Annotated in this window: 21 protein-coding genes; all 21 read right to left on the bottom strand. The window is 40.5% G+C overall.

The features are described from left to right. Positions 1-9 precede the first annotated feature (9 nt). Positions 10-912: a tyrosine recombinase XerC gene (gene xerC / locus C0966_RS03815; protein WP_274853881.1), complete on the bottom strand. Its 903-nt coding sequence runs from the start codon at positions 910-912 to the stop codon at positions 10-12. 63 nt (positions 913-975) lie between these two features. Continuing rightward, positions 976-2,283, bottom strand: a complete 1,308-nt coding sequence (gene trmFO, locus C0966_RS03810; protein ID WP_274853880.1) for an FADH(2)-oxidizing methylenetetrahydrofolate--tRNA-(uracil(54)-C(5))-methyltransferase TrmFO — start codon at positions 2,281-2,283, stop codon at positions 976-978. A 147-nt stretch (positions 2,284-2,430) separates the two neighbouring features. Beyond that, complete coding sequence (gene topA, locus C0966_RS03805) at positions 2,431-4,503, bottom strand: type I DNA topoisomerase (protein ID WP_274853879.1); 2,073 nt, start codon at positions 4,501-4,503, stop codon at positions 2,431-2,433. Positions 4,504-4,792: 289 nt separating this feature from the next. Continuing rightward, positions 4,793-5,653: a DNA-processing protein DprA gene (dprA, locus tag C0966_RS03800; RefSeq protein ID WP_274853878.1), complete on the bottom strand. Its 861-nt coding sequence runs from the start codon at positions 5,651-5,653 to the stop codon at positions 4,793-4,795. Between the two features lie 83 nt (positions 5,654-5,736). After that, positions 5,737-6,639 carry a succinate--CoA ligase subunit alpha gene (gene sucD, locus C0966_RS03795; protein ID WP_274853877.1) on the bottom strand — a complete coding sequence of 301 codons (903 nt, stop codon included), beginning with the start codon at positions 6,637-6,639 and terminating at the stop codon, positions 5,737-5,739. Between the two features lie 21 nt (positions 6,640-6,660). Then, positions 6,661-7,818, bottom strand: a complete 1,158-nt coding sequence (sucC, locus tag C0966_RS03790; RefSeq protein ID WP_274853876.1) for an ADP-forming succinate--CoA ligase subunit beta — start codon at positions 7,816-7,818, stop codon at positions 6,661-6,663. Positions 7,819-8,023: 205 nt separating this feature from the next. After that, a complete protein-coding gene (locus C0966_RS03785) occupies positions 8,024-8,314 on the bottom strand; it encodes an EscU/YscU/HrcU family type III secretion system export apparatus switch protein (protein WP_274853875.1) in 291 nt (96 codons plus the stop codon). Next, on the bottom strand, positions 8,311-9,609 hold the full coding sequence (locus C0966_RS03780) for a hypothetical protein (RefSeq protein WP_274853874.1): 1,299 nt from the start codon (positions 9,607-9,609) through the stop codon (positions 8,311-8,313). Before C0966_RS03780 ends, C0966_RS03785 begins: the two co-directional genes overlap by 4 nt. Positions 9,610-9,613: 4 nt before the next feature. Then, entirely contained in the window at positions 9,614-10,393 is a 780-nt protein-coding gene (locus C0966_RS03775) for a ribonuclease HII (protein WP_274853873.1), read from the bottom strand. 83 nt (positions 10,394-10,476) lie between these two features. Then, entirely contained in the window at positions 10,477-11,352 is an 876-nt protein-coding gene (ylqF, locus tag C0966_RS03770; RefSeq protein WP_274853872.1) for a ribosome biogenesis GTPase YlqF, read from the bottom strand. Between the two features lie 19 nt (positions 11,353-11,371). After that, positions 11,372-11,923, bottom strand: a complete 552-nt coding sequence (gene lepB / locus C0966_RS03765; protein ID WP_274853871.1) for a signal peptidase I — start codon at positions 11,921-11,923, stop codon at positions 11,372-11,374. A 295-nt stretch (positions 11,924-12,218) separates the two neighbouring features. Then, entirely contained in the window at positions 12,219-12,563 is a 345-nt protein-coding gene (gene rplS, locus C0966_RS03760; protein WP_274853870.1) for a 50S ribosomal protein L19, read from the bottom strand. A gap of 143 nt (positions 12,564-12,706) precedes the next feature. Further along, entirely contained in the window at positions 12,707-13,447 is a 741-nt protein-coding gene (gene trmD, locus C0966_RS03755; RefSeq protein WP_274855705.1) for a tRNA (guanosine(37)-N1)-methyltransferase TrmD, read from the bottom strand. Next, complete coding sequence (gene rimM / locus C0966_RS03750) at positions 13,447-13,965, bottom strand: ribosome maturation factor RimM (RefSeq protein ID WP_274853869.1); 519 nt, start codon at positions 13,963-13,965, stop codon at positions 13,447-13,449. The genes trmD and rimM overlap by 1 nt, the downstream gene beginning before the upstream one ends. Before the next feature lie 7 nt (positions 13,966-13,972). Then, entirely contained in the window at positions 13,973-14,365 is a 393-nt protein-coding gene (locus C0966_RS03745; RefSeq protein WP_274853868.1) for a YlqD family protein, read from the bottom strand. A 311-nt stretch (positions 14,366-14,676) separates the two neighbouring features. Beyond that, positions 14,677-14,907 (bottom strand): KH domain-containing protein, encoded by a 231-nt coding sequence (locus tag C0966_RS03740; RefSeq protein WP_274853867.1) that lies wholly within the window; start codon positions 14,905-14,907, stop codon positions 14,677-14,679. 11 nt (positions 14,908-14,918) lie between these two features. Further along, positions 14,919-15,191, bottom strand: a complete 273-nt coding sequence (rpsP, locus tag C0966_RS03735) for a 30S ribosomal protein S16 (RefSeq protein ID WP_003349002.1) — start codon at positions 15,189-15,191, stop codon at positions 14,919-14,921. Positions 15,192-15,301: 110 nt separating this feature from the next. After that, entirely contained in the window at positions 15,302-16,654 is a 1,353-nt protein-coding gene (gene ffh, locus C0966_RS03730) for a signal recognition particle protein (protein ID WP_274853866.1), read from the bottom strand. Between the two features lie 12 nt (positions 16,655-16,666). Continuing rightward, positions 16,667-16,999, bottom strand: a complete 333-nt coding sequence (locus C0966_RS03725; RefSeq protein ID WP_274853865.1) for a putative DNA-binding protein — start codon at positions 16,997-16,999, stop codon at positions 16,667-16,669. Between the two features lie 117 nt (positions 17,000-17,116). After that, on the bottom strand, positions 17,117-18,109 hold the full coding sequence (gene ftsY, locus C0966_RS03720) for a signal recognition particle-docking protein FtsY (protein ID WP_274853863.1): 993 nt from the start codon (positions 18,107-18,109) through the stop codon (positions 17,117-17,119). Positions 18,110-18,166: 57 nt separating this feature from the next. Then, complete coding sequence (smc, locus tag C0966_RS03715) at positions 18,167-21,736, bottom strand: chromosome segregation protein SMC (RefSeq protein ID WP_274853862.1); 3,570 nt, start codon at positions 21,734-21,736, stop codon at positions 18,167-18,169. Between the last annotated feature and the right edge of the window lies 1 nt (position 21,737).

Here is a 21,737-nt window from a genome sequence, read left to right as displayed (position 1 = left end):
TTTTGGAGTCTATGCCCTTGGGTGATAAGACATATACGTTTTTCTTAAATGTTCATTTGTAACATGAGTATATACTTGAGTTGATGATAAATATGCGTGTCCCAAAAGCTCCTGCACCGTTCTCATATCAGCTCCGTTGCTCAACAAATGCGTTGCAAATGTATGGCGCAGCTTATGAGGGTGTATTTTTCCGTTAAGGGAAGATTTTTCGATCAGTGAATTTAAGATCATTCGGATGCCTCTGTCCGTTAATGGGCCTCCCCGAAAGTTTACAAATAAATAATCATGTGTCTCTTTGCCATTTAATAATTGCTTCCTGCCGTCATTTATGTAGGTTTCCAATGCTTCATGTGCAAAACTCCCGAATGGAACATATCGTTCTTTATGTCCTTTTCCGTGAACGAGTACTGTTGCTAAATACATATCAAGGTCAGAGAGCTTAATTTGGCTGCATTCACTGACGCGAATGCCGGTAGCATATAAAACTTCAAGAAGAGCCCGGTTCCGCTGGCCAAGAGGAGTTTGATCTTCACAAGCTTTAAACAGTTCTGCCAATTCCTCTTCATAAAAAAAATCGGGAAGCCTTTTCTCTTGTTTAGGCATGGAAACAAGAGAAAAAGGATTTTCTTTTACAAGCTTTTCCCTCAGCAAAAATTTATAAAAGCTTCTCAGACTTGATATTTTGCGTGCAACCGATTTTCTTGAAAGCTTTTTCTCATATAGCTTTGTCAAATACAGGCGCACATCAAAATATTGTACGTCGGCAAGTCCGCCTATTGCTTGTTCAGACATGAACATAAAGAAATCTCTAATATCCTGTTGGTAATGCACAACTGTATATTGTGAGTAATTTTTCTCTATTTGTAAATATTCAATAAATAACTTTAATGAAACGTTCACATTTGCTATCACGAACACCACACCTCACAAGGGCTACATAATAGTATCATAAATTACTAGCCCTTGCAATAAAATTTACAAATTTTTCACAAAGTTCTGAATTGTTTCCAATGCTCTGTTTGCATGCCTTTCATTTCTCTCTTTTTTGCCTTTGATTTTTTCCGGAAGCTCAGGAAACAACCCAAAATTGGCATTCATCGGCTGAAAATTGTCCGGGTTGGCAGTCGTTATATACCGCGCCATGCTTCCGATGGCTGTTTCTCTAGGAAACTCAACAGGGTCCTGTCCTTTAACAAGGCGGGCAGCATTAATACCGGCAATTAATCCGCTGGCTGCCGATTCTACATACCCTTCTACACCTGTCATCTGCCCGGCAAAAAATAAATCCGGCCGGTTTTTAAACTGGTACGTTGCTTTTAACACTTTCGGTGAGTTAATAAATGTGTTGCGATGCATAACGCCGTAGCGAACAATTTCAGCATTTTCTAGACCCGGAATCATGCGGATCACTTCTTTTTGCGGTCCCCATTTCAAATGAGTTTGGAAGCCAACAATATTATAAAGTGTTCCTGCTGCATCATCTTGGCGAAGCTGAACAACCGCAAACGGCCGCTTGCCTGTACGGGGATCTTCCAATCCGACAGGTTTCATTGGCCCAAACAGCAATGTTTTTTTTCCTCGGGATGCCATTACTTCAATTGGCATGCAGCCTTCAAAAAAGATTTCTTTTTCAAATTCCTTTAAAGGCACTGTTTCAGCAGAAATAAGTGCATCATAAAAGCGGTTAAATTCCTCTTCTGTCATCGGACAGTTTAAATATGCCGCTTCTCCTTTATCATAACGAGACTTTAAATAAACTTTATCCATGTCGATACTGTCTTTTTCAATGATAGGAGCTGCTGCATCGTAGAAATATAAATAATCTTCGCCTGTTAATTTTCTCAACTGCTCTGATAGGGCTTCGCTTGTTAATGGTCCGGTAGCAATGATCGTAGGACCTTCCGGAATTTCTGTCACTTCCTCATTAATAACCGTCACATTTTCATGGTTTTTCACCCGGTCTGTTACTTTTGCCGCAAATTCATGCCGGTCAACAGCAAGGGCTCCGCCTGCAGGAACCGCGCAATCATCCGCAGAACGGATGATGACAGAATCAAGGATTCTCATTTCTTCTTTTAAAACGCCGACAGCGTTTGTTAATGTATTTGCCCTTAATGAGTTGCTGCAAACGAGCTCAGCAAATTTATCTGTATGATGGGCAGGTGTTTGTTTTACAGGCCTCATTTCATATAATCGAACCTTTATTCCGCGCTTTGCCAGCTGCCAGGCTGCTTCACTGCCGGCAAGGCCCGCACCGATCACGTTCACCGTTGTTTCATTCATTCTATGTTCCTCCCAATTAGCAATTGAAGTTGTCAATATTTTCATGATAATTCCATGTTTTTTATCTACATTTATGCCCAAATTGCATTTTACGAAATCACAATTGAATAGTTCAATAGAAAAGAGTGAGCCTGGAGCTCACCCTGATTATTGCTGTTCTTCTTTGTAATCGCATGCAATGCATTGAACTTGGACGCCCTTTTTAAGCTTCTTTTCCACAAGCAAATGCTCGCATTTAGGGCAATTGCGCGGCAAAGGCTTATCCCAAGAGATGAAATCACATTCAGGAAAACGGTCGCACCCGTAAAAAACCCGGCGCTTTTTACTTTTTCTTTCAATAATATTACCTTCTTTACATTTCGGACACTTCACGCCAATTTCTTTTACAATTGGTTTTGTATTGCGGCAATCAGGAAAATTGCTGCAAGCCATAAATTTTCCGAAACGGCCCATTTTGTAAACCATTGGACTGCCGCATTCATCACAATCTTCGCCGGCAGGTTCATCTTTTATTTCAACTTTTTCCATCTCTTGTTCAGCTTTTTCGAGGTGTGTGGCAAAGTCCCGATAAAATTCATCGATTATTTTTACCCATTTTACTTTGCCAACTTCAATATCATCCAAATCTTTCTCCATCTTTGCCGTAAATTCAACATCTAGTATATCCGGGAAAAACTCTAAAATCAAATCTAATACTATTTCCCCGAGCTCTGTTGGAACAAAACGCTTATTATCAAGGGAAACATAGCCTCGTTTTTGAATCGTATCAAGGGTCGGAGCGTATGTTGAAGGACGCCCGATTCCGAGCTCTTCCAATGTTTTTACTAAGCGGGCTTCCGTATAGCGCGGAGGAGGCTGCGTGAAATGCTGTTTTGGATCAATGTCTTTTTTCAGCACTTCATCTCCTTCCGCCAATTCAGGAAGCATATTTTCCTTTTCTTCGGTTTGATCGTCCGTTCCTTCTACATATACTTTCATAAATCCGGAGAACTTAATTTTTGAACCTGTCGCTCTAAAAAGAACATCGCCGTTTTTCAGATCGACACTCATTGTATCCATTACAGCCGGAGCCATTTGGCTTGCAACAAATCTTTCCCAAATCAGTTTGTACAAACGAAGCTGGTCGCGTGTCAGAAACTCTTTAATACTTGACGGGTCGCGAAGTGTGCTTGTTGGCCGGATTGCTTCATGAGCATCCTGGGCATTGGATTGTTTTTTCTCCTTTCGCTTTTCCTCTTGAAGATACTCCTTGCCAAATACATTTTCAATATACTGAGCTGCTTCAGATTGAGCGACTTCAGACACGCGGGTAGAGTCGGTTCTCATGTATGTAATCAGACCGACCGTACCTTCTTTTCCAAGATCAATTCCCTCATAAAGCTGCTGCGCCAGCATCATCGTTTTCTTCGCACGAAAATTCAACTTTCGAGCTGCTTCCTGCTGCAAAGAAGAGGTGGTAAAAGGCGGAGCCGGATTTCGTTTTCTTTCCTTCTTCGTAACAGATACTACTTTAAATTTGTCTCCATTAATCTGTTTAAGAACGTTCTGGACTTCCTCTTCCGTCCTTAATTCTACCTTTTTCCCCTCGATTCCATAGAAAGATGCTTCAAAAGTTTCTTTTCCTTTTAAAAATTGTGCGCCTATTGTCCAATACTCTTCCGGAACAAATTCTTTAATTTCTTTTTCCCTGTCTATGATCAATCTTAATGCAACCGATTGAACGCGGCCTGCGCTCAATCCTTTTTTAACTTTTTTCCAAAGCAGCGGGCTTATATTATAGCCAACTAATCTGTCAAGAACCCTGCGTGCTTGCTGTGCATCGACAAGATCCATGTTGATCGGCCTTGGATGTTTAAACGATTCTTTAATCGCATCTTTTGTAATTTCATTAAAAACAACTCGGCAGTCTGAATTGATATCTATATCAAGACTATTGGCCAAATGCCAGGCAATTGCCTCACCTTCACGATCAGGGTCGGCTGCCAAGAAAATTTTCTTTGCCTTTTTCGCTGCTGTCTTTAATTCCTTTAAAACAGGTCCTTTGCCGCGAATTGTAATATACTTCGGCTCAAAGTTATGCTCTATATCAACACCCATCTGACTTTTCGGCAAATCACGGACATGCCCCATGGATGCTTTTACTTTATATTTTTTTCCAAGATACCTTTCAATCGTTTTCGCCTTGGCCGGCGATTCCACGATTACAAGAAAATCTGACATCCAGTAGCCTCCTTAAGAGGGATAATAAATTAACTATTATTATTGTGCAATCTATGGGAAAATGTCAAAGAAGATTATTGTCGGTAACCGTTAACAATGCAGTGTATTATATTTAACCAACATCCATTATTAGCATCAAGTCCCATTTCTAATACCTGTTGCAAAATGTATAACAGTTTATAAATAATTTCAAGCTTTTTGTTAAAAATTTTTTAACTGCAAGTCAATGTACGAGTTTTTTGTTTATTGATTTATATCAAAACAGCAAGCAAAACATTCCAAAAAGCTGTTAAAATGAAAATTCTTCAAAAATATCTTCCGGCCTGATGACCATTTTTGCCCCTTGTTGTATCAATTCATTTGTTCCTAACGAAAATATGCTAAATATACTGCCGGGCAAAGCAAAAACTTCTCTGCCCTCATTCAGTGCATAGTTTGCCGTAATCAAAGAACCGCTTTTCTTTTTTGCTTCTATTACTAATGTGCCTGATGTAAGGCCGCTAATGATTCGATTTCGCATTGGAAACTGCCATCTTGTCGGCCTTGTATCCGGAGGGTATTCAGAAATGACAAGCTGGGTTCTCATCATTTCGATGGCCAACTTTGCTGTTTCTCTCGGGTAAAGGTGATAAAAACCGCCCGCAATCACACCGATCGTCCGGCCCTTATTTTCAATGGCATAACGGTGAGCCAGAGCATCGATTCCTTTTGCAAGTCCGCTTACGATTACATAATCATTTTCAATTAACTTCGGAAACAAGTATTTAATGGCTCTTTCGCCATATGCTGTTGATTCACGGGATCCTACGACCGCCAATTTTCGCGGGGACTGAAGCAGTGAGAGATCGCCTTTTGCATAAATGACCCATGGCGGCTGATAAATCTCTTTCAAAAGAGCGGGATATTCATCATCAAAAATCGTAATGGCATGGATTTGATTTGAAGGGTATTGGCGGATTTGTTCATGGATGGCTTGAGAGTTAAGGTCTGAAAAGCATTCGGAATAAACAGGAGAGTGTTCTTTTAGATAAGGAAAAGACTTTGGAAGAGATTTAAGCTGGGGGTCTTGCTTCAGAAAATGATAAATGGTCTTCCAGCTAATTCCCCGGCAATGATGCAAGTGAATGAGCCGGTTTCGAAAATTATCCATATTTCAACCTCCAATATCGTTTTTCGAGAAAAGTAGATGAAGAAATAAGCCCCTCCAAGAAAGAGGGACTTTTATGAGATAAATTAATGTGTTTTACATTTGTCGTAAAGTCCTTTTTCTTTTAAAACTTTAATTAATGTTTCACCCATGACTGCCGGTGTATCAGCAACTTCAATGCCGCACTCATTCATTACGCGGATTTTTTCATCTGCTGTTCCTTTTCCTCCTGAAATAATCGCGCCGGCATGGCCCATCCGTTTTCCCGGAGGTGCTGTGCGTCCGCCGATAAAGCCGACAACCGGTTTTGTCATATTCTCTTTAATCCAATGTGCGGCTTCTTCTTCTGCTGTACCGCCTATTTCCCCGATCATGATTACGGCATATGTTTCAGGGTCTTCATTAAACGCTTTTAAAACATCGATAAAGTTTGTGCCATTCACAGGGTCTCCGCCGATGCCGACAGCAGTAGATTGCCCGATACCTGCTTGAGTTAATTGGTGAACCGCTTCATATGTTAATGTTCCGGATCGGGAAACAACGCCGACATGTCCTTTTTTATGAATGTATCCGGGCATGATCCCAATTTTGCACTCTTCCGGAGTAATAACACCAGGGCAGTTTGGCCCGATGAGGCGTGTTTTCTTGCCTTCCATGTAACGTTTTACTTTTACCATATCAAGAACAGGAATATGTTCTGTAATACAAATGACAATATCAAGCTCTGCATCTACCGCTTCTAAAATGGCATCAGCTGCAAATGGAGCCGGTACGTAAATAACAGAAGCATTGGCGCCCGTTGCTTCAACAGCTTCTTTAACTGTATTGAATACAGGTACTCCTTCAACATTCATGCCGCCTTTTCCGGGAGAAGTTCCTCCAACAATTTGCGTTCCATATTCAAGCATTTGTTTTGTATGGAAAAGGGCAGTTGAACCTGTAATCCCTTGTACGATCACTTTCGTATCTTTATTAATGAAAATGCTCACTTTAATTCCCCTTTCTCGCCCTTACACTAATGAAACGATTTTTTGCGCACCGTCAGCCATAGATTCAGCTGCAATAATATTTAATCCCGACTCATTCAATATTTTTTTGCCTAATTCAACGTTTGTTCCTTCAAGGCGAACAACTAAAGGAACTTTCAATCCAACTTGCTTCGCAGCTTCCACTACGCCTGTGGCGATGACATCACATTTCATAATTCCGCCAAAGATATTTACGAAAATACCTTTTACGTTCGGATCAGAAAGGATGATTTTAAATGCTTCCGTTACCTTCTCAGCAGATGCGCCGCCGCCGACATCAAGGAAGTTTGCCGGTTCGCCGCCGTAATATTTCACGATATCCATTGTAGCCATTGCAAGTCCTGCTCCGTTTACCATGCAGCCGATATTTCCGTCAAGGGAAATGTAACTTAAATCATATTTGGAAGCTTCAATTTCTTTCGGATCTTCTTCGTCTAAATCACGTAATTCAAGAATGTCTTTATGACGGTAAAGTGCATTTGAGTCAAAGTTTAACTTGGCATCCAATGCCATTACCTTCCCGTCTCCGGTAACAACAAGCGGATTAATTTCCGCGATCGAACAATCCTTTTCAATATAAGCTTGATATAAGCCCATCATAAATTTAACAGCCTGATTCACTAATTCCTTGGGAATATTAATATTAAAAGCGATCCGGCGAGCCTGGAAGGCAGTTAAGCCCACGACAGGGTCAATTTCTTCTTTGAAGATTTTTTCCGGAGTTTTAGCGGCCACTTCTTCAATTTCTGTTCCGCCTTCTTCAGAGGCCATTAAAACGACGCGTGATGTAGCCCGGTCAAGCACTAATCCTACATAATATTCTTTTTTGATATCGCAGCCTTCCTCGATAAGTAAGCGCTTTACTTCTTTCCCCTCAGGGCCTGTTTGATGAGTCACTAACGTTTTGCCCAAAATTTCACTCGCATATGTACGCACTTCTTCTAAACTTTTTGCAACTTTCACACCGCCGGCTTTTCCGCGTCCGCCTGCGTGTATTTGCGCTTTAACAACACAAACTTCCGTTCCGAGTTCTTTCGCAGCTTCAACAGCTTCTTCAACCGTAAAAGCCACTTTTCCATTTGGAACCGTTACCCCGTATTTTCTGAGGATTTCTTTTCCCTGATACTCGTGGATATTCATTTCCCATCCTCCAATCAAACTCTTCAAAAAAAAAATAGACTGCGCTTTCATTTTATATAATGACAAATACATTGTCTACCATTATCCTGAAAAGATTCTATTTTATAAAGAATTTTGAAAACAATACTATTCAACTACGCTGCTATTACAGGAATAACTGTTGATAACCAGGCAATAGGAATTTTATTAAAAAAATTTTATTGATCTATTTCTTTCGTTTTCCTGCTTCCCGGTCTGTCCTGTAAATAAAGGCAAACACTTCTGCAACTGCACTGTATAATTCCTCGGGAATACTTTCATTGATATTCAGTTCACTTAGCAGTTCAACAAGATTTCGGTCTTCCTGTACTGGTATATTGTTTTCCTTTGCTTTTTTAATTATGTTTTCTGCGATTCTCCCTTGTCCTTTTGCAACCACCTTCGGAGCGTCATGGATCGTTTGATCATATTTGAGTGCAATCGCTTCTTTTCTGGCAAGCTTGTCCTTTCTGTTCATATCTTCAGATCGACTCCCTGATACTTGTTCGGATCAAACACGCTTCGAAGCTTTTTAGAGGCTGGACTTGGCTTTAGAAGTTGTTCATGAGGTGTTTCAAAATGAACAGCTGAAAGATGGAAATTAAAGGCGGAAAGCTTTTCTTTCAGCTCGCCTAAAAATTTCATGGCTAATTTTTTTAGTTCTTGATTTTCATTAATAACAGTAATGCGCATAATTCGGTTTTGAACTTGCACATCAATCATTGTTTCCTTTATATGTTCTAAATCCAAATAAAAAAGAATTCGGCAAAAATCCGGATCTATTTTTCCGTTCGGTTTTTTCCGTCCGCTCCATTGCATCGTTAAATCTGTTGTTTTGTTCCAAAAAGAAATCGGAATCTGAACGACAAACTGCATGATGGGCCCTGTTTCCTGCGAGAGAACCTGGAGCCCTGTTATTCTGTTCAGCAGCTGTTCAGCCGCTTCTTTTTGCATTAGCGGCGGCTGTTCATTTATAAACTGAATCAAAAGCGGCTTTACCATTTCTGTATGAAAAGAACCGTCCTTTGTCTTATTATTAATAAATTGGTGGAGATTATGTTCATAATCAAATCCAAAATGAGAAATGAATTTCTTTAACTGAACTGTGATTAACGGAGCTTGACCCCCGACGTTTTCTTTTTCAGCAACAGTTAATTTCGGCAATATGTTTTTAAGAATTGTCCCGGTTTCCGTCAGCTCCGTTTCTTTCAATGAAGAAAGAAGGTTGCTGACAAGGGAGTGTAGAGGTTCGTTTTTTTGCAATGAAGAAAGAGCGTTAAATATTTCATTACTAAATGGGAGATTTTTTTCAAACATTTGCTGAATCACTTCAAGCCCTTGTTTTAGTGAAGGAGCTGATTTGAGCCATTCTGAAGAAAGCTGTATCGTTTCTTTTGATATTGGAAGTCCGTTTTGCAAAAATGAGCGGATGATTTCTATATTTTCTTTTGTAGACGGCAATTTTAATTGTGCTAATGCCTGTTCCGCATGGTTGATAGACGCAGTTCCGCCTTCATGTGAAGTGGTGAGTACTTTTAGATGGATTTTCCCTTCGCCCGGCTGGACTTGAAACAAATAGCGCTCTTGATTGGAAAGCGGTGCTTCAAGAAGGGCAATAAATTTTTGGTTGCCCACCTGCACCTCCGCTGTTTGATTCGGAAAAAGTTTCGTAACTTTCCCTTGAAAAATCTGGCCAGGTCTGAAAACAGCGGCTTCACTTTGGTTAAAATGATTTTGCTTAAAAAATGGCGATGTCAGCGTTATTCGTTCCATACCTTCACCTTTCGGATTCCAACATTAATTGTTTAATGGGTGCAAAGCTTTTGCGGTGGTAAGGTGTAATTCCAAACCGCTTTATCGCTTCGAGATGTTCTTTTGTTCCATAGCCCATATTATTTTCAAATCCGTACGATGGGAAAAGTAAGCCCAACTTCTTCATGAAATTGTCCCTGACAACTTTTGCAACAATCGATGCAGCTGCGATCGAAACACTCTTGGCATCGCCTTTTATAATCGATTCGGACGGATACGGCGTATCGAGTTTCATCGCATCGATCAGCAAGCAATCAGGATTTGTATCCAAATTCGTTATCGCTTCAAGCATTGCTTTCTTAGCTGCTTCATTAATATTAATTCGATCGATTTCATCGTGGTCAATCATTCCGATTCCAATAACAGCCCCTGATGATGTGATCCTCTCGTAGAATTCTTCCCTTTTAGCTTCAGTAAGTTTTTTTGAATCATCAATTCCGGGCAAATAAAATTCAGGTGGAAGAATAACTGCTGCTGCTACTACCGGACCTGCTAACGGGCCCCTGCCAACTTCATCTACCCCTGCTATTTTTAAAAAGCCTTCTCTATGTAATTTCCTTTCATATTTCATCATCGCAAAAAACTTTTCTCGTAATCGCTTTTCTTGTTCCATGTTTTTCTTCCATTTTTTTAAAGCCCGCTGAACGCCTTTTCGGTCATCTTTTTCAAGTCTGTAGATAAAATCAGCATCAGGCTGTTCAAACAGAAGCTTTTTTTCAATTTCAGCGATTGTATATTTCCCCATGTCTGTTCTCCTCGAAAAAGCAATTGTTGTATATATTATCGGAAAAATAGTAAAAAGAATAAAGACCTCATTTTTTGAGGCCTCTACTCTGTATCTGATTCCTCTTTTGCAAGGTCTCTTGGCCTTTCGAATGTTAAAGGACCAAATTTCTCTGTCCTTACTTCTCTGACAATGAGCTCCGCTACTTTATCATAATCAACTTCGCCCCCGCCCTTCAGGCATCCGCGGAATTTTCCGATTTCGTTAAATAGTTCAACGATATCATCATGAATGATCCCGAGCCGATAGCGGTCTTTCAGCCTGTCGGGATATTCCCTTTCAAGAAAGCGCAACGCATAGACAGCAACATCCTGCAAGTTTAAGATTGTATCTTTAATTGCGCCTGTGAGCGCCAGTTTTAATCCTACTTCCTCGTCTTCAAATTTCGGCCAGAGAATTCCGGGTGTATCTAAAAGTTCAAGTTCTTTTCCTACTTTAATCCATTGCTGCGCTTTCGTCACACCGGGAGTATTGCCTGTCTTGGCAATATTTTTTCGTGCAAGGCGATTAATCAACGTAGACTTTCCTGCATTTGGAATTCCGACGATCATCGCCCGGATCGCCCGCGGTTTTACTCCTTTTGCTATCATCCGGTCAAATTTTTCTTTTAAAATTTCTCTTGAATGAGAGACAATTTCCTTCATGCCTGTTCCTGCCTGAGAATTGATGGCCAGGGCACGAATATTATTCGCTTCGAAATATTCAATCCATTCTTTTGTTTTTGATTGATCAGCCATATCCGCTTTATTTAAGAGCAATAGTCTCGGTTTGTGTTGGATGATTTCATCAATCATCGGGTTTCTTGAAGAATATGGGATTCTAGCATCCACTAATTCAAAAATAATATCAACAAGTTTTAGCTTTTCCGTGACCTCACGGCGGGCTTTTGCCATATGCCCCGGAAACCATTGAATTGTCAAACGAGCACCTCCCTGAAACTTATTTCACAATGCGTATATCCTTAATCGGCCAATAAATGATCGATGTTTTCCCAAGCACATCCTCCATTGGAATCGTTCCGATGTGGCGGCTGTCCTTGCTGTAACGACGGTTATCACCCATAACAAATAGATGCCCCTCCGGAACTGTTTCCTGTCCAATTACTTCTTCAAGAGTAAATGGCTCTGTTAGCGGTCCGTCTATAACTTCCTTTTTCTTTTCTTCCAAATATGGTTCTTTATAGGCTTTTCCATTAACATAGAGCGTATCATTTTTGTATTCGATCCGATCTCCAGGAAGACCGATTACTCTTTTTATGTAATCTCTATTTTCCGGTGCATGAAAGACAATAATATCAAATCGTTCAGGCTCGCCAATCTTATAACTCAGCTTATTGACAATCATTCTGTCCTTATCGTGAAGCGTCGGCATCATCGACAATCCATCGACCACAATCGGCGCAAATAAAAAGTAACGAATGACTGCTGCCAAAAGAACGGCGATGACAAGCGCCTTTGTCCATTCCCAGAACTCATTTTTCTTTTTCTTCATTTTGTTTCCCCACCATTTCAACTTATCAAAGTAGTATACATAGCTTTATTTTACAAAAGTTTTTTTAAATAAACAGGATGGGTTCAATTTTTTATAAATAATTTTTCAATTGAGAATTATTTTTTAAATAATTCTGAAAAGTCGAAAAAGGAGCCTGTTCACCAAGCTCCTTTTTTCTCTAGTTGAAGCGCCCACGTCCTCAAGACCACAAGCCAAATCACTTCTGGGTCCATTGACTCCTGAGTGATTCAACTTGCACATCCCGGACCTGATTAAGGCGCTTCTGCATTTCTCATTATCGAATTTCTTTAATACGAGCTTTTTTACCGCGAAGGCTACGCAAGTAGTAAAGCTTAGCACGGCGAACTTTACCGCGGCGCACTACTTCGATGTTCGCAATTTTTGGTGTGTGTAATGGGAATGTACGCTCCACTCCAACACCATAGGAAACTTTACGAACAGTGAAAGTTTCACTTATGCCGCCGCCACGACGCTTTATCACAACACCTTCAAACACCTGGATACGTTCACGGGAACCTTCGATAACTTTCACGTGGACACGTACAGTATCACCAGGGCGAAAAGCCGGAATATCAGTGCGAAGCTGTTCTTTTGTGATTTCTTCGATTAATTTATGCATCGTTTTCAACTCCTCCCACAGATGCTCTTGCAAATATACTACTTTTATTGCAGCGGAACATCGTTCTAAAAAGACAACAGGCTAAAATTCTTTTGCCCAGTCACGAAAAATATCATAACATATGACATATTTTGTTGCAATAGCTAGTCGTACTGTTTTTTTATTTCATTCAGCCATTTTTCTTGTTTAGGAGACAGGCTGATTTTCTCCAGTAAATCCGGCCTGCGCAAGTAGGTTCTTCGTAAAGATTCTTTTTCTCTCCATTCTTCTATTAGCCGGTGATTTCCTGACAGTAAAACATCAGGAACTTTCATGCCGCGAAACTCAGCAGGCCTCGTATAATGGGGGTGTTCAAGAAGCCCTGTTGAAAATGAATCCCTTAGATGGGATTCTTCGCTTCCCAAAACACCGGGGAGAAGTCGGACAATACTGTCAATAACCACCATTGCTCCAAGCTCTCCTCCGGTTAAAACATAATCACCGATTGAAATCTCATCTGTTACTAGATGTTCTCGAATTCGTTCGTCATAGCCTTCATAGTGGCCGCAAATAAAAATCAAATGTTGTTCTTTTGCCAGTTCCTCTGCTTTTCGCTGTTCATAGCGCTCCCCCTGGGGACAGAGAAGAATGACCCTGGAACCATCACTTCCATGCTTCTCCTTTAATGAGGCAACAGCGTCAAAAATCGGTTGTGGTTTTAAAACCATCCCTGCTCCGCCGCCATATGGGTAATCATCGACCGTTTGATGTTTATTGTCAGCAAATTCGCGGAAATTCACAATATTATATGATACTGCATTCTTGTCGGCAGCTTTTTTTAAAATGGAGTGGCCCAACACCCCGCTGAACATCTCGGGAAAGAGGGTAAGAATATCAATTTTCATCATGACAATAATCCTTCCATCGGTTTAATCAGGACTATTTTTTCTTTTACATCAACCTTTTTCACGACCTCATCTATATAAGGAATTAATATTTCTTTTCCGTCTTTATCTTTGACGACCCAAACATCGTTGGCCCCGGGAGTAAGAATCTCTTTTATTTTTCCAATTTCTTCACCGGATGTTGTGAAGACAAGACAGCCAATGATCTCATGAAAATAATATTCTCCTTCTTCCAACGGACTGAGCTGGCTTTCGGTAATTTTTAATATACCGCCCTTCATCTTTTCAACATCTGAGATGCTTTCATACCCCTTGAATGTTAATAAATCGAAGTTTTTATGTTTGCGATGGCTATTTACTACTAATTCTAACGGCTCTTTTGAATCCGGCATAAATAAATATAAACTATTGCCAGGTTTATAACGTTCATCGGCAAAATCAGTTATAGAAATCACCCTGACTTCTCCTTTAATTCCATGTGTATTGACAATTTTGCCGACATTAAACCATTTGACCATTGGTCGATCACCTCTCACGAATTTCTGCTACGATGCCATCTTTAATGATAATTGTCTTCCCGCTCAACAGCTCGTCCCAACGGTCTCCTTCATTAACATCAACAAGCGCTTGCACTTCTGATTCCTTTAGTTCACTGCCTAAAGGTAGCATATGTAATTGTTCACATTGAAAATCCAATAGTTTTATTTTTTCCTGCCTCATTTGGATCTCTTTTTCAAAGTGCTTTCTTACATTTTCAGGATGGAACTTTTTTGATTTCTCGAACTTTCGCAATTCAAAACGCAGCTGGTCTGTTTCTTTTTGAAGCTGCAGTTTTTTTGATCGATATTTTTCAAGCAGCTCGTTTCTGCTTTTTTCTGTTAATACTTGCTTGACCACAACAGTTTGGAGAATTTTCACTTTTTAGCGCCTCCCGATCCCATTTTGTCCGCGCTACTTGAAAAGCGCAAGCGCCTTGTTTAGCCCCGACAGCTGCTTGCGGGCCTGCCGGTGAAGTCGCTTTTTGACTTCATTGGCAGGCGTGAGGCGACCTCGAGGGGCTAGGCGCTGGAGCTAGACTGCGAAACTAACCTAAGGACGCTTTTCTGCATTAACAAAGTTAAACTTTTTTAAAAGGCGAAAAAAGGAGGGTCACCCCTCCTTCTTTATGACTTGTTGCCAGTGTAAAATATGAAGCTGCGACGCCTAATCCAAACGCCAAGCTTCTCATTCTATTCAATGATTTCTAGAAAAATCTTCTTTTGTTGTGATGATCCTGCTGCATAGACAACAGTTCGAATCGCCTTTGCAACACGCCCTTGCTTTCCAATTACTTTCCCCATGTCATTCTTGTTGACAGAAAGCTGATAGGTTACGCGATGATCCTCCTCATGGACATTCACTTGAACATCTTCCGGAAAATCAACAAGGGGCTTTACAATTGTTTCAATTAATTCTTTCATTCTGTCTGCAATTACTTGCTGTTTTTAGCGTTATGGAATTTTTCCATGATGCCTTGTTTTGAGAATAGATTGCGAACTGTGTCAGACGGTTTTGCACCGTTTTGCAACCATTTAAGAGCCAATTCTTCATTGATTTCAATTTGAGCCGGCTCTGTAACAGGGTTGTAAGTTCCCACTGTTTCAATGAAACGTCCGTCACGAGGAGAACGAGAATCAGCTACTACAATACGATAGAAAGGAGATTTTTTAGCCCCCATACGTTTTAAACGAATTTTTACTGCCATATAAAATAAGCACCTCCGAATAGTTTCACACAAGTTATTATGATATCAAATAAAAATATAGTTTGTAAAGGTTTTTTTCTTAACACACAAAAATTACGAATGATCCCGAATTAAAAAGGATTAAAAGGCAACTTGAATCCGCCTTTTCTCTTCCCTTTTTGCTGCATTCCGGACATTTGTTTCATCATTTTCTTCATATCTTCAAATTGCTTCAGCAGCCGGTTTACTTCCTGAATGGTCGTTCCACTGCCTTTTGCAATCCGTTTCCGCCTGCTGGCATTGATGATTTCCGGATGTATCTTCTCTTCCATCGTCATTGATTTGATGATCGCCTCAACATGTGCAATCTGCTTTTCGTCAATCGTTAAATTGTTCAGACCCTTAATCTTATTGGCGCCGGGCATCATTTTCAGAAGCTCGTCAAGAGGCCCCATTTTTCGAACCTGCCCGAGCTGTTCAAGAAAATCATCAAGTGTAAAAGAAGCTGTTCGAATCTTCTTTTCGAGTTCTTTTGCTTTTTCTTCATCAACGGTAGCTTGGGCTTTTTCAATTAATGTAAGAACATCGCCCATTCCGAGAATTCTTGAAGCCATTCTTTCCGGATGGAATGGCTCAATTGCATCCATTTTTTCTCCTAAACCGACAAACTTAATGGGAGTTTGCGTAACGGCACGAATAGATAGCGCAGCACCGCCCCGAGTATCTCCATCAAGCTTTGTTAAAACAACTCCCGTTAAGCCGAGCTGTTCGTTAAAGCTTTGGGCTACGTTGACGGCATCTTGCCCTGTCATCGCGTCGACAACAAGGAAAATTTCGTCCGGTTTGGTAAGTTCTTTTATTTCTTTTAATTCAGCCATTAACGCTTCGTCAACATGCAAGCGGCCCGCAGTATCAATCAAAACATAGTCATGATGTTCTTCTTTTGCTTTCTCGACCGCCTGTCTTGCAATTTCCACAGGGCTCGTTTGGTCACCGAGAGAAAAAACAGGTATATTCAATTGTTTTCCTAAAGTCTCAAGCTGTTTAATTGCAGCAGGTCGGTAAATATCGGCCGCGACAAGCATTGGCTTGCGGTTATATTTTTTCCGAAGCAAATTGGCCAGTTTACCGGTTGTCGTTGTTTTTCCGGCACCTTGAAGTCCAACCATCATGATAACAGTCGGCGGGCGGTTTGATACAGCAATTTTGCTTTGCTCTCCACCCATTAATTCGGTCAGTTCTTCTTTAACGACTTTTATAACTTGCTGGCCCGGTGTTAAGCTTTTCATTACTTCTTGGCCTACGGCGCGTTCACTGACCTTTTTCACAAATTCTTTGACGACTTTAAAGTTTACGTCCGCTTCTAAAAGGGCCAGTCGAACTTCGCGCATCATTTCTTTTACATCCGCTTCTGTTACTTTTCCTTTTCCGCGGATCTTTTGAATTGTCTTTTGCAGTCGGTCGGCTAATCCTTCAAATGCCATTCATGCCGCCTCCTAATCTAATTTCTCAAGCTCCGCGATAATATCCAATAGAGCACGGTTGGATGAATGATCTTCATTTATCAGCTCTTTCAATTTGGAAATCAGTTTGCTTCGCTCTTGAAATTTTTGGAATAATCTTAGCTTTTCCTCATATTCTTCGAGCATCGCTTCAGTCCGTTTGATGTTATCGTACACCGCCTGACGGCTAACATCATACTCTTCCGCAATCTCGCCGAGGGAATAGTCGTCCAAATAATACAAGGACATGTAGCTGCGCTGCTTTGGAGTTAACAACGATTGATAAAAATCATACAAATAGTTCATCCGCGTTGTTTTTTCAAGCACCGCCGATTCCCCCCTTGTTAAGTGAAAAGCCTTTACAAAGAAAGTTTACACAAACCCTTTGATAATGTCAAGGAAATACCTTTACACGAACTCTTGTAAGGTTCAGATCCCTTACCCTTATTCCTCCCTTTCATTATCAATGAGATTTGCAAATAAACCATATACATATTTTTCTGCATCAAACTCTTGAAGATCATCCATTTTTTCACCGAGGCCGACAAATTTTACCGGAATGTTTAATTCATTTCGAATCGCAAGGACAATTCCGCCTTTTGCTGTTCCATCAAGCTTTGTTAAAACAATTCCCGTAACATTTGTTGCTTCTTTGAAGGTTTTCGCCTGGATCATTGCATTTTGTCCTGTCGTTGCATCGACGACAAGGAGAACTTCATGCGGGGCTCCGGGAATTTCACGTTCGATGACCCGCTTCACTTTTTCTAATTCCTTCATTAAATTAACTTTATTTTGGAGTCTTCCAGCCGTATCGCAAAGCAAAATATCTGCATTTCTGGCTTTTGCGGCCCGGATCGCATCATACATAACAGCAGCAGGATCTGAACCTGCTCCTTGTTTAATCACTTCAACACCGACCCGCTCTCCCCAAACTTCAAGCTGTTCAATCGCACCGGCACGGAAAGTGTCCCCTGCAGCCAATAAGACCGTTTTTCCTTCCGATTTAAATTTATGGGCAAGTTTTCCGATCGTTGTTGTTTTTCCGACACCGTTAACACCGACAAATAGAATAACGGTAAGTCCGTCTTCTTGAATATTTAATTCGGAAATGCCTTCTTCTCCGCCCTGGTAAATTTCCACGAGCTTTTCTGAGATAACTGCCTGCACATCTTTCGGATCCTGAATGTTGCGGCGTTTTACTTCCATTTTTAATTCGTCAATTAATTCCATTACGGTATCAAAACCTACATCGGCTTGAATGAGAATTTCTTCAAGTTCCTCAAAAAACTCTTCATCAACTTTACGGTAGCGTGCAACAAGATCATTGACTTTTCCGGCAAAACTATCCCGTGTCTTCGTCAAACCTTCTTTAAACTTCTCTGTCACACTGTCTGCTTGTTTTGTGATTTTTTCTTTTAATTTTTTGAAGAAGCTCATTTCTTCACTTCCTTTTCTTCATAATCGATTTCAGCATATTACGTGGCAATAAGGATATCAAGATGTTTGTAAAATTTCGTTCGTTTCCGCAAGCCTTACAGAAACAAGCTTGGACACACCGGATTCCTGCATCGTTACACCATAGAGGACATCCGCTTCTTCCATCGTTCCTTTTCTATGAGTAATTACAATAAACTGAGTTTCAGAACTGTATCTTTTCAAATACTGGCTAAAACGGGAAACATTTGCTTCGTCAAGCGCAGCTTCCACTTCATCCAGTATACAAAATGGAACGGGGCGGACTTTAAGAATCGAAAAAAGGAGAGCGATAGCGGTCAACGCCCTTTCTCCTCCGGATAAAAGCCCGAGATTTTGCAGTTTTTTTCCCGGCGGCTGGGCAACAATTTCAATTCCGGTATTTAACAAGTCATCCGGATCGGTTAATTTTAAATCAGCTCTTCCGCCCCCGAATAAAGTTCTGAATACAGATTCGAAATGGGAGCGTATGCCATTAAAGGTCTGTTCAAAACGTTTTTTCATTTCTTCATCCATTTCATCAATGACTTGGAACAAAGTATCTTTTGCTTGTTGTAAGTCTCTCTTCTGTTCCGACAAAAATTCATAGCGTTCAGAAACCCGTTCGTATTCTTCAATTGCACCAAGATTAACGGTTCCCAATTCCTCTATGGCAAGCTTTATTAGTTTTACTTTTTTCCTTGCTTCCTCAAGAGGCATCGTTAGAGGATATTGTTCCTTTGCACCGTCAAAGGAGAGCAGATACTCTTCCCGAAGATGGGCCAGCCTGTTTTCAAGCTCGACATCAATCCTGTTCAATTTTATTTCTTCATCCTTTAAGACAACAACAAGGCCTCTATGCTGACGCTTAAGTTCTTTTACTTCGATCTCCGATTCTTCCAGCAAAGCCTGCAGCTTCATCCGTTCTTCACGCCTTGAAGAGATGAGCTTCATTGTTTCATCTTTATCTTGCAATTTACGTTTTGCAGCCTCTTCCAGCTGCAACTCTCCGGTAGAACTGTCTGTCATCTCTGATGAAAGAAGCTCCAAGTCTTCTTGATAGGTTACAAGCTTCTGTTCCGTTTCCCTTAAATCACCGGCAATCCTCTCAATCTTTTCATTCGCATGACGGAGCTCTTGTTTTTTTGCAGCAATTTCAGCTTTCAGATCGGTGATTTCAGCAGAAATCGCTTCTTTGGAAACGACGTCTTGATTTTTTCGTTCGGTCAATACAGAAATCTCTTGATCCAGTTCAGAAATAGAAGAAACATACGAATTAAGCTTCATTGAAAGCTCTTTTTTTCTCGAAAGCAGCTTTTCCATTTCTTCTTTAAACTGAACCTTATCCATATCGTAAAGGGCAAGCCGTTCATTTATGTTCTTTTCGGCTATTTCCACTTCACGAAGCTCAACCTTAAATGACTGTTCCTTAAAGCGGAGCGCCTCTCCTGTTTTTCTCATCTCTTCTGCCTTGTTTTCAAGGTGCTGAATGTCTTCTTTCAGACGTTTCACATGAGATTCCAGCTTCTCCGTTTTTAGTTCCATATCTGTTAACTTCTCTTTTAATTCTTCAAGTTCCCCTTTTCTGCTTAATAGAGAAGTTGTTTTTTGTTTCATTGCACCGCCTGTCATCGATCCGCCCGGATTTACGATGTCGCCTTCAAGAGTAACGATGCGGTATCTATATTCCAATAATTTAGCCAATTCATTTGCGCTTTTTAAATCTTTTGTAATAACGACATTACCGAGTAGATATAAGATAATATTTGCATATTTGCGGTCAAATTGGACTAAATCCGCTGCAACGCCCACAAAAGATGGATGCTTTTCAATTGCCTTAGCTTGAGCGGAAGACAGCTGTTTTCCTTTAATGACATTTAGCGGAAGGAAAGTCGCTCTTCCGAAAGAATTCATTTTTAAAAATTGAATCGCCGCTCTCCCGCTTTGTTCTGAATCAACGACAATATGCTGCAGTGCTCCTCCGAGAGCTGTTTCAATTGCAACCTCATATTCTTTTGGAACGCGGATCAGTTCTGCAACAGCTCCTTCTATGCCTTGAAGTTTAGACTGGCGGGCTTTTAATACTTCCTTTACGCCTTGAAAAAACCCGGAATAATCTTCTTCCATTTCTTCAAGCATATCTTTGCGGGATTTCGCTTGCTGCAAATATTGATAAGCTTGATAAAGCGTCTTTTCCTGCTTTTGGTAATTATTTTTTAAAGACTCAAGTTTTTTCTGCTCTTCCATATAGAATTGGACATGATTTTCGAGCCTTTTCTTTGCATCGTCCAGAAAAGACAGAACTTCCCGTTTTCTTTCTTGGATTTTCCTTCTTTCATGAAGAAATTTTACATTCTCATTGTCTAATCTCGCATTTCTGGCATTTAGCTGTTCAAGCTGCTGCTCAATATAGCGCAGCTCATTTTTGGCGCTGGCCTGTTCATTTAAGAGTTCGATGTAATCGCTTTTTAATGATTCTATTTTTTCATCAATATTTTCAGTAAATGATTTTAAGTCCTGCTGTTTTTCAAATAGTTTTTGTTCCAGCTGTTTCGTATCATCCGCTAAGCTAGCAGCAGCAGATTCTTGCTCTATTTTTTGTTTTCTTAGAATTTTTAGCTTTAAGGTTAATTCTTCAATGTTTTTTTCAAGCTGTTCCTTGTTTTGTGATGCGTTTTTTTTTCTTTCTTTTAATACTTCTCTTCGCCCCTCCAATTTTTCAAGCTCTTCACTCGCATGGAGAAGGGCGGTTTGCAGATCATTGATTGACTCATCAATCGCAGAAATATGATCGCGGAGCTCCTCAATATTTACTTCTTTTACTTGAAGATCTGAAGAAAGCTTTAGTTCATCTTTTTGATGTTGTTCCAGCTGTTTCGACAAGCTTTCCCATTGTGCATGGAGATCTTCTATTTCATGGACGGTAAGCGCGATTTCAATTTTTTCGAGTTCTTCTTTTTTCTCCAAATATTCTTTTGCTATGGAAGCCTGAATTTTTAATGGCTCAACCTGGCTTTCAAGTTCATGGATAATGTCATTTACGCGATTTAAGTTTTCCTGAGTTTCCATTAACTTCGCTTCAGCCTTTTTCTTTCTTGATTTATATTTCAAAACACCTGCAGCTTCTTCAAAAATCGCGCGTCTTTCTTCTGCCTTGCTGTTTAAAATTTCTTCGACCTTTCCCTGGCTGATAATGGAGAACGCTTCTCTTCCCAGCCCTGTGTCCATGAATAAATCGATAATATCTTTTAATCGGCAAGATTGTTTATTTATGAAGAATTCGCTTTCTCCGGAACGATACACTCTTCTCGTTATACTGACCTCATTGTATTCGATCGGCAAAAACTGGTCTTCATTATCAAGTGTTAATGTTACCTCTGCAAAGTTTAACGGTTTTCTTGAATCACTGCCCGCAAAAATAATGTCTTCCATTTTTGCGCCGCGGAGGGATTTTGCTGACTGTTCACCTAGCACCCAGCGAATGGCGTCCGTAATATTGCTTTTCCCGCTTCCGTTCGGTCCTACCACAGCTGTCACACCGGGAACGAAATCTACGGCTGTTCGTTCTGCAAACGACTTAAAGCCGACAACATCCAATCGCTTTAAAAACACT

The organism is Bacillus methanolicus (assembly GCF_028888695.1).
Taxonomy (GTDB): Bacteria; Bacillota; Bacilli; order Bacillales; family Cytobacillaceae; genus Bacillus_Z; species Bacillus_Z methanolicus_B.
Note: the sequence above shows the minus strand (reverse complement) of the source record. Positions and strands in the feature narration are given on the sequence as shown.

Bases quoted from the DNA above. Each gene is read 5' to 3' on its own strand.
- ftsY (WP_274853863.1), bottom strand. From the start codon at position 18,109: ATGAGCTTCTTCAAAAAATTAAAAGAAAAAATCACAAAACAAGCAGAC.
- C0966_RS03780 (WP_274853874.1), bottom strand. From the start codon at position 9,609: ATGGAACGAATAACGCTGACATCGCCATTTTTTAAGCAAAATCATTTT.
- rplS (WP_274853870.1), bottom strand. From the start codon at position 12,563: ATGCATAAATTAATCGAAGAAATCACAAAAGAACAGCTTCGCACTGAT.
- C0966_RS03740 (WP_274853867.1), bottom strand. From the start codon at position 14,907: ATGAAAGAATTAATTGAAACAATTGTAAAGCCCCTTGTTGATTTTCCG.
- rpsP (WP_003349002.1), bottom strand. From the start codon at position 15,191: ATGGCAGTAAAAATTCGTTTAAAACGTATGGGGGCTAAAAAATCTCCT.
- trmFO (WP_274853880.1), bottom strand. From the start codon at position 2,283: ATGAATGAAACAACGGTGAACGTGATCGGTGCGGGCCTTGCCGGCAGT.
- C0966_RS03775 (WP_274853873.1), bottom strand. From the start codon at position 10,393: ATGGGGAAATATACAATCGCTGAAATTGAAAAAAAGCTTCTGTTTGAA.
- topA (WP_274853879.1), bottom strand. From the start codon at position 4,503: ATGTCAGATTTTCTTGTAATCGTGGAATCGCCGGCCAAGGCGAAAACG.
- lepB (WP_274853871.1), bottom strand. From the start codon at position 11,923: ATGAAGAAAAAGAAAAATGAGTTCTGGGAATGGACAAAGGCGCTTGTC.
- rimM (WP_274853869.1), bottom strand. From the start codon at position 13,965: ATGGTCAAATGGTTTAATGTCGGCAAAATTGTCAATACACATGGAATT.
- trmD (WP_274855705.1), bottom strand. From the start codon at position 13,447: ATGAAAATTGATATTCTTACCCTCTTTCCCGAGATGTTCAGCGGGGTG.
- sucC (WP_274853876.1), bottom strand. From the start codon at position 7,818: ATGAATATCCACGAGTATCAGGGAAAAGAAATCCTCAGAAAATACGGG.
- C0966_RS03785 (WP_274853875.1), bottom strand. From the start codon at position 8,314: ATGAACAGAAAGGACAAGCTTGCCAGAAAAGAAGCGATTGCACTCAAA.
- ffh (WP_274853866.1), bottom strand. From the start codon at position 16,654: ATGGCATTTGAAGGATTAGCCGACCGACTGCAAAAGACAATTCAAAAG.
- dprA (WP_274853878.1), bottom strand. From the start codon at position 5,653: ATGGATAATTTTCGAAACCGGCTCATTCACTTGCATCATTGCCGGGGA.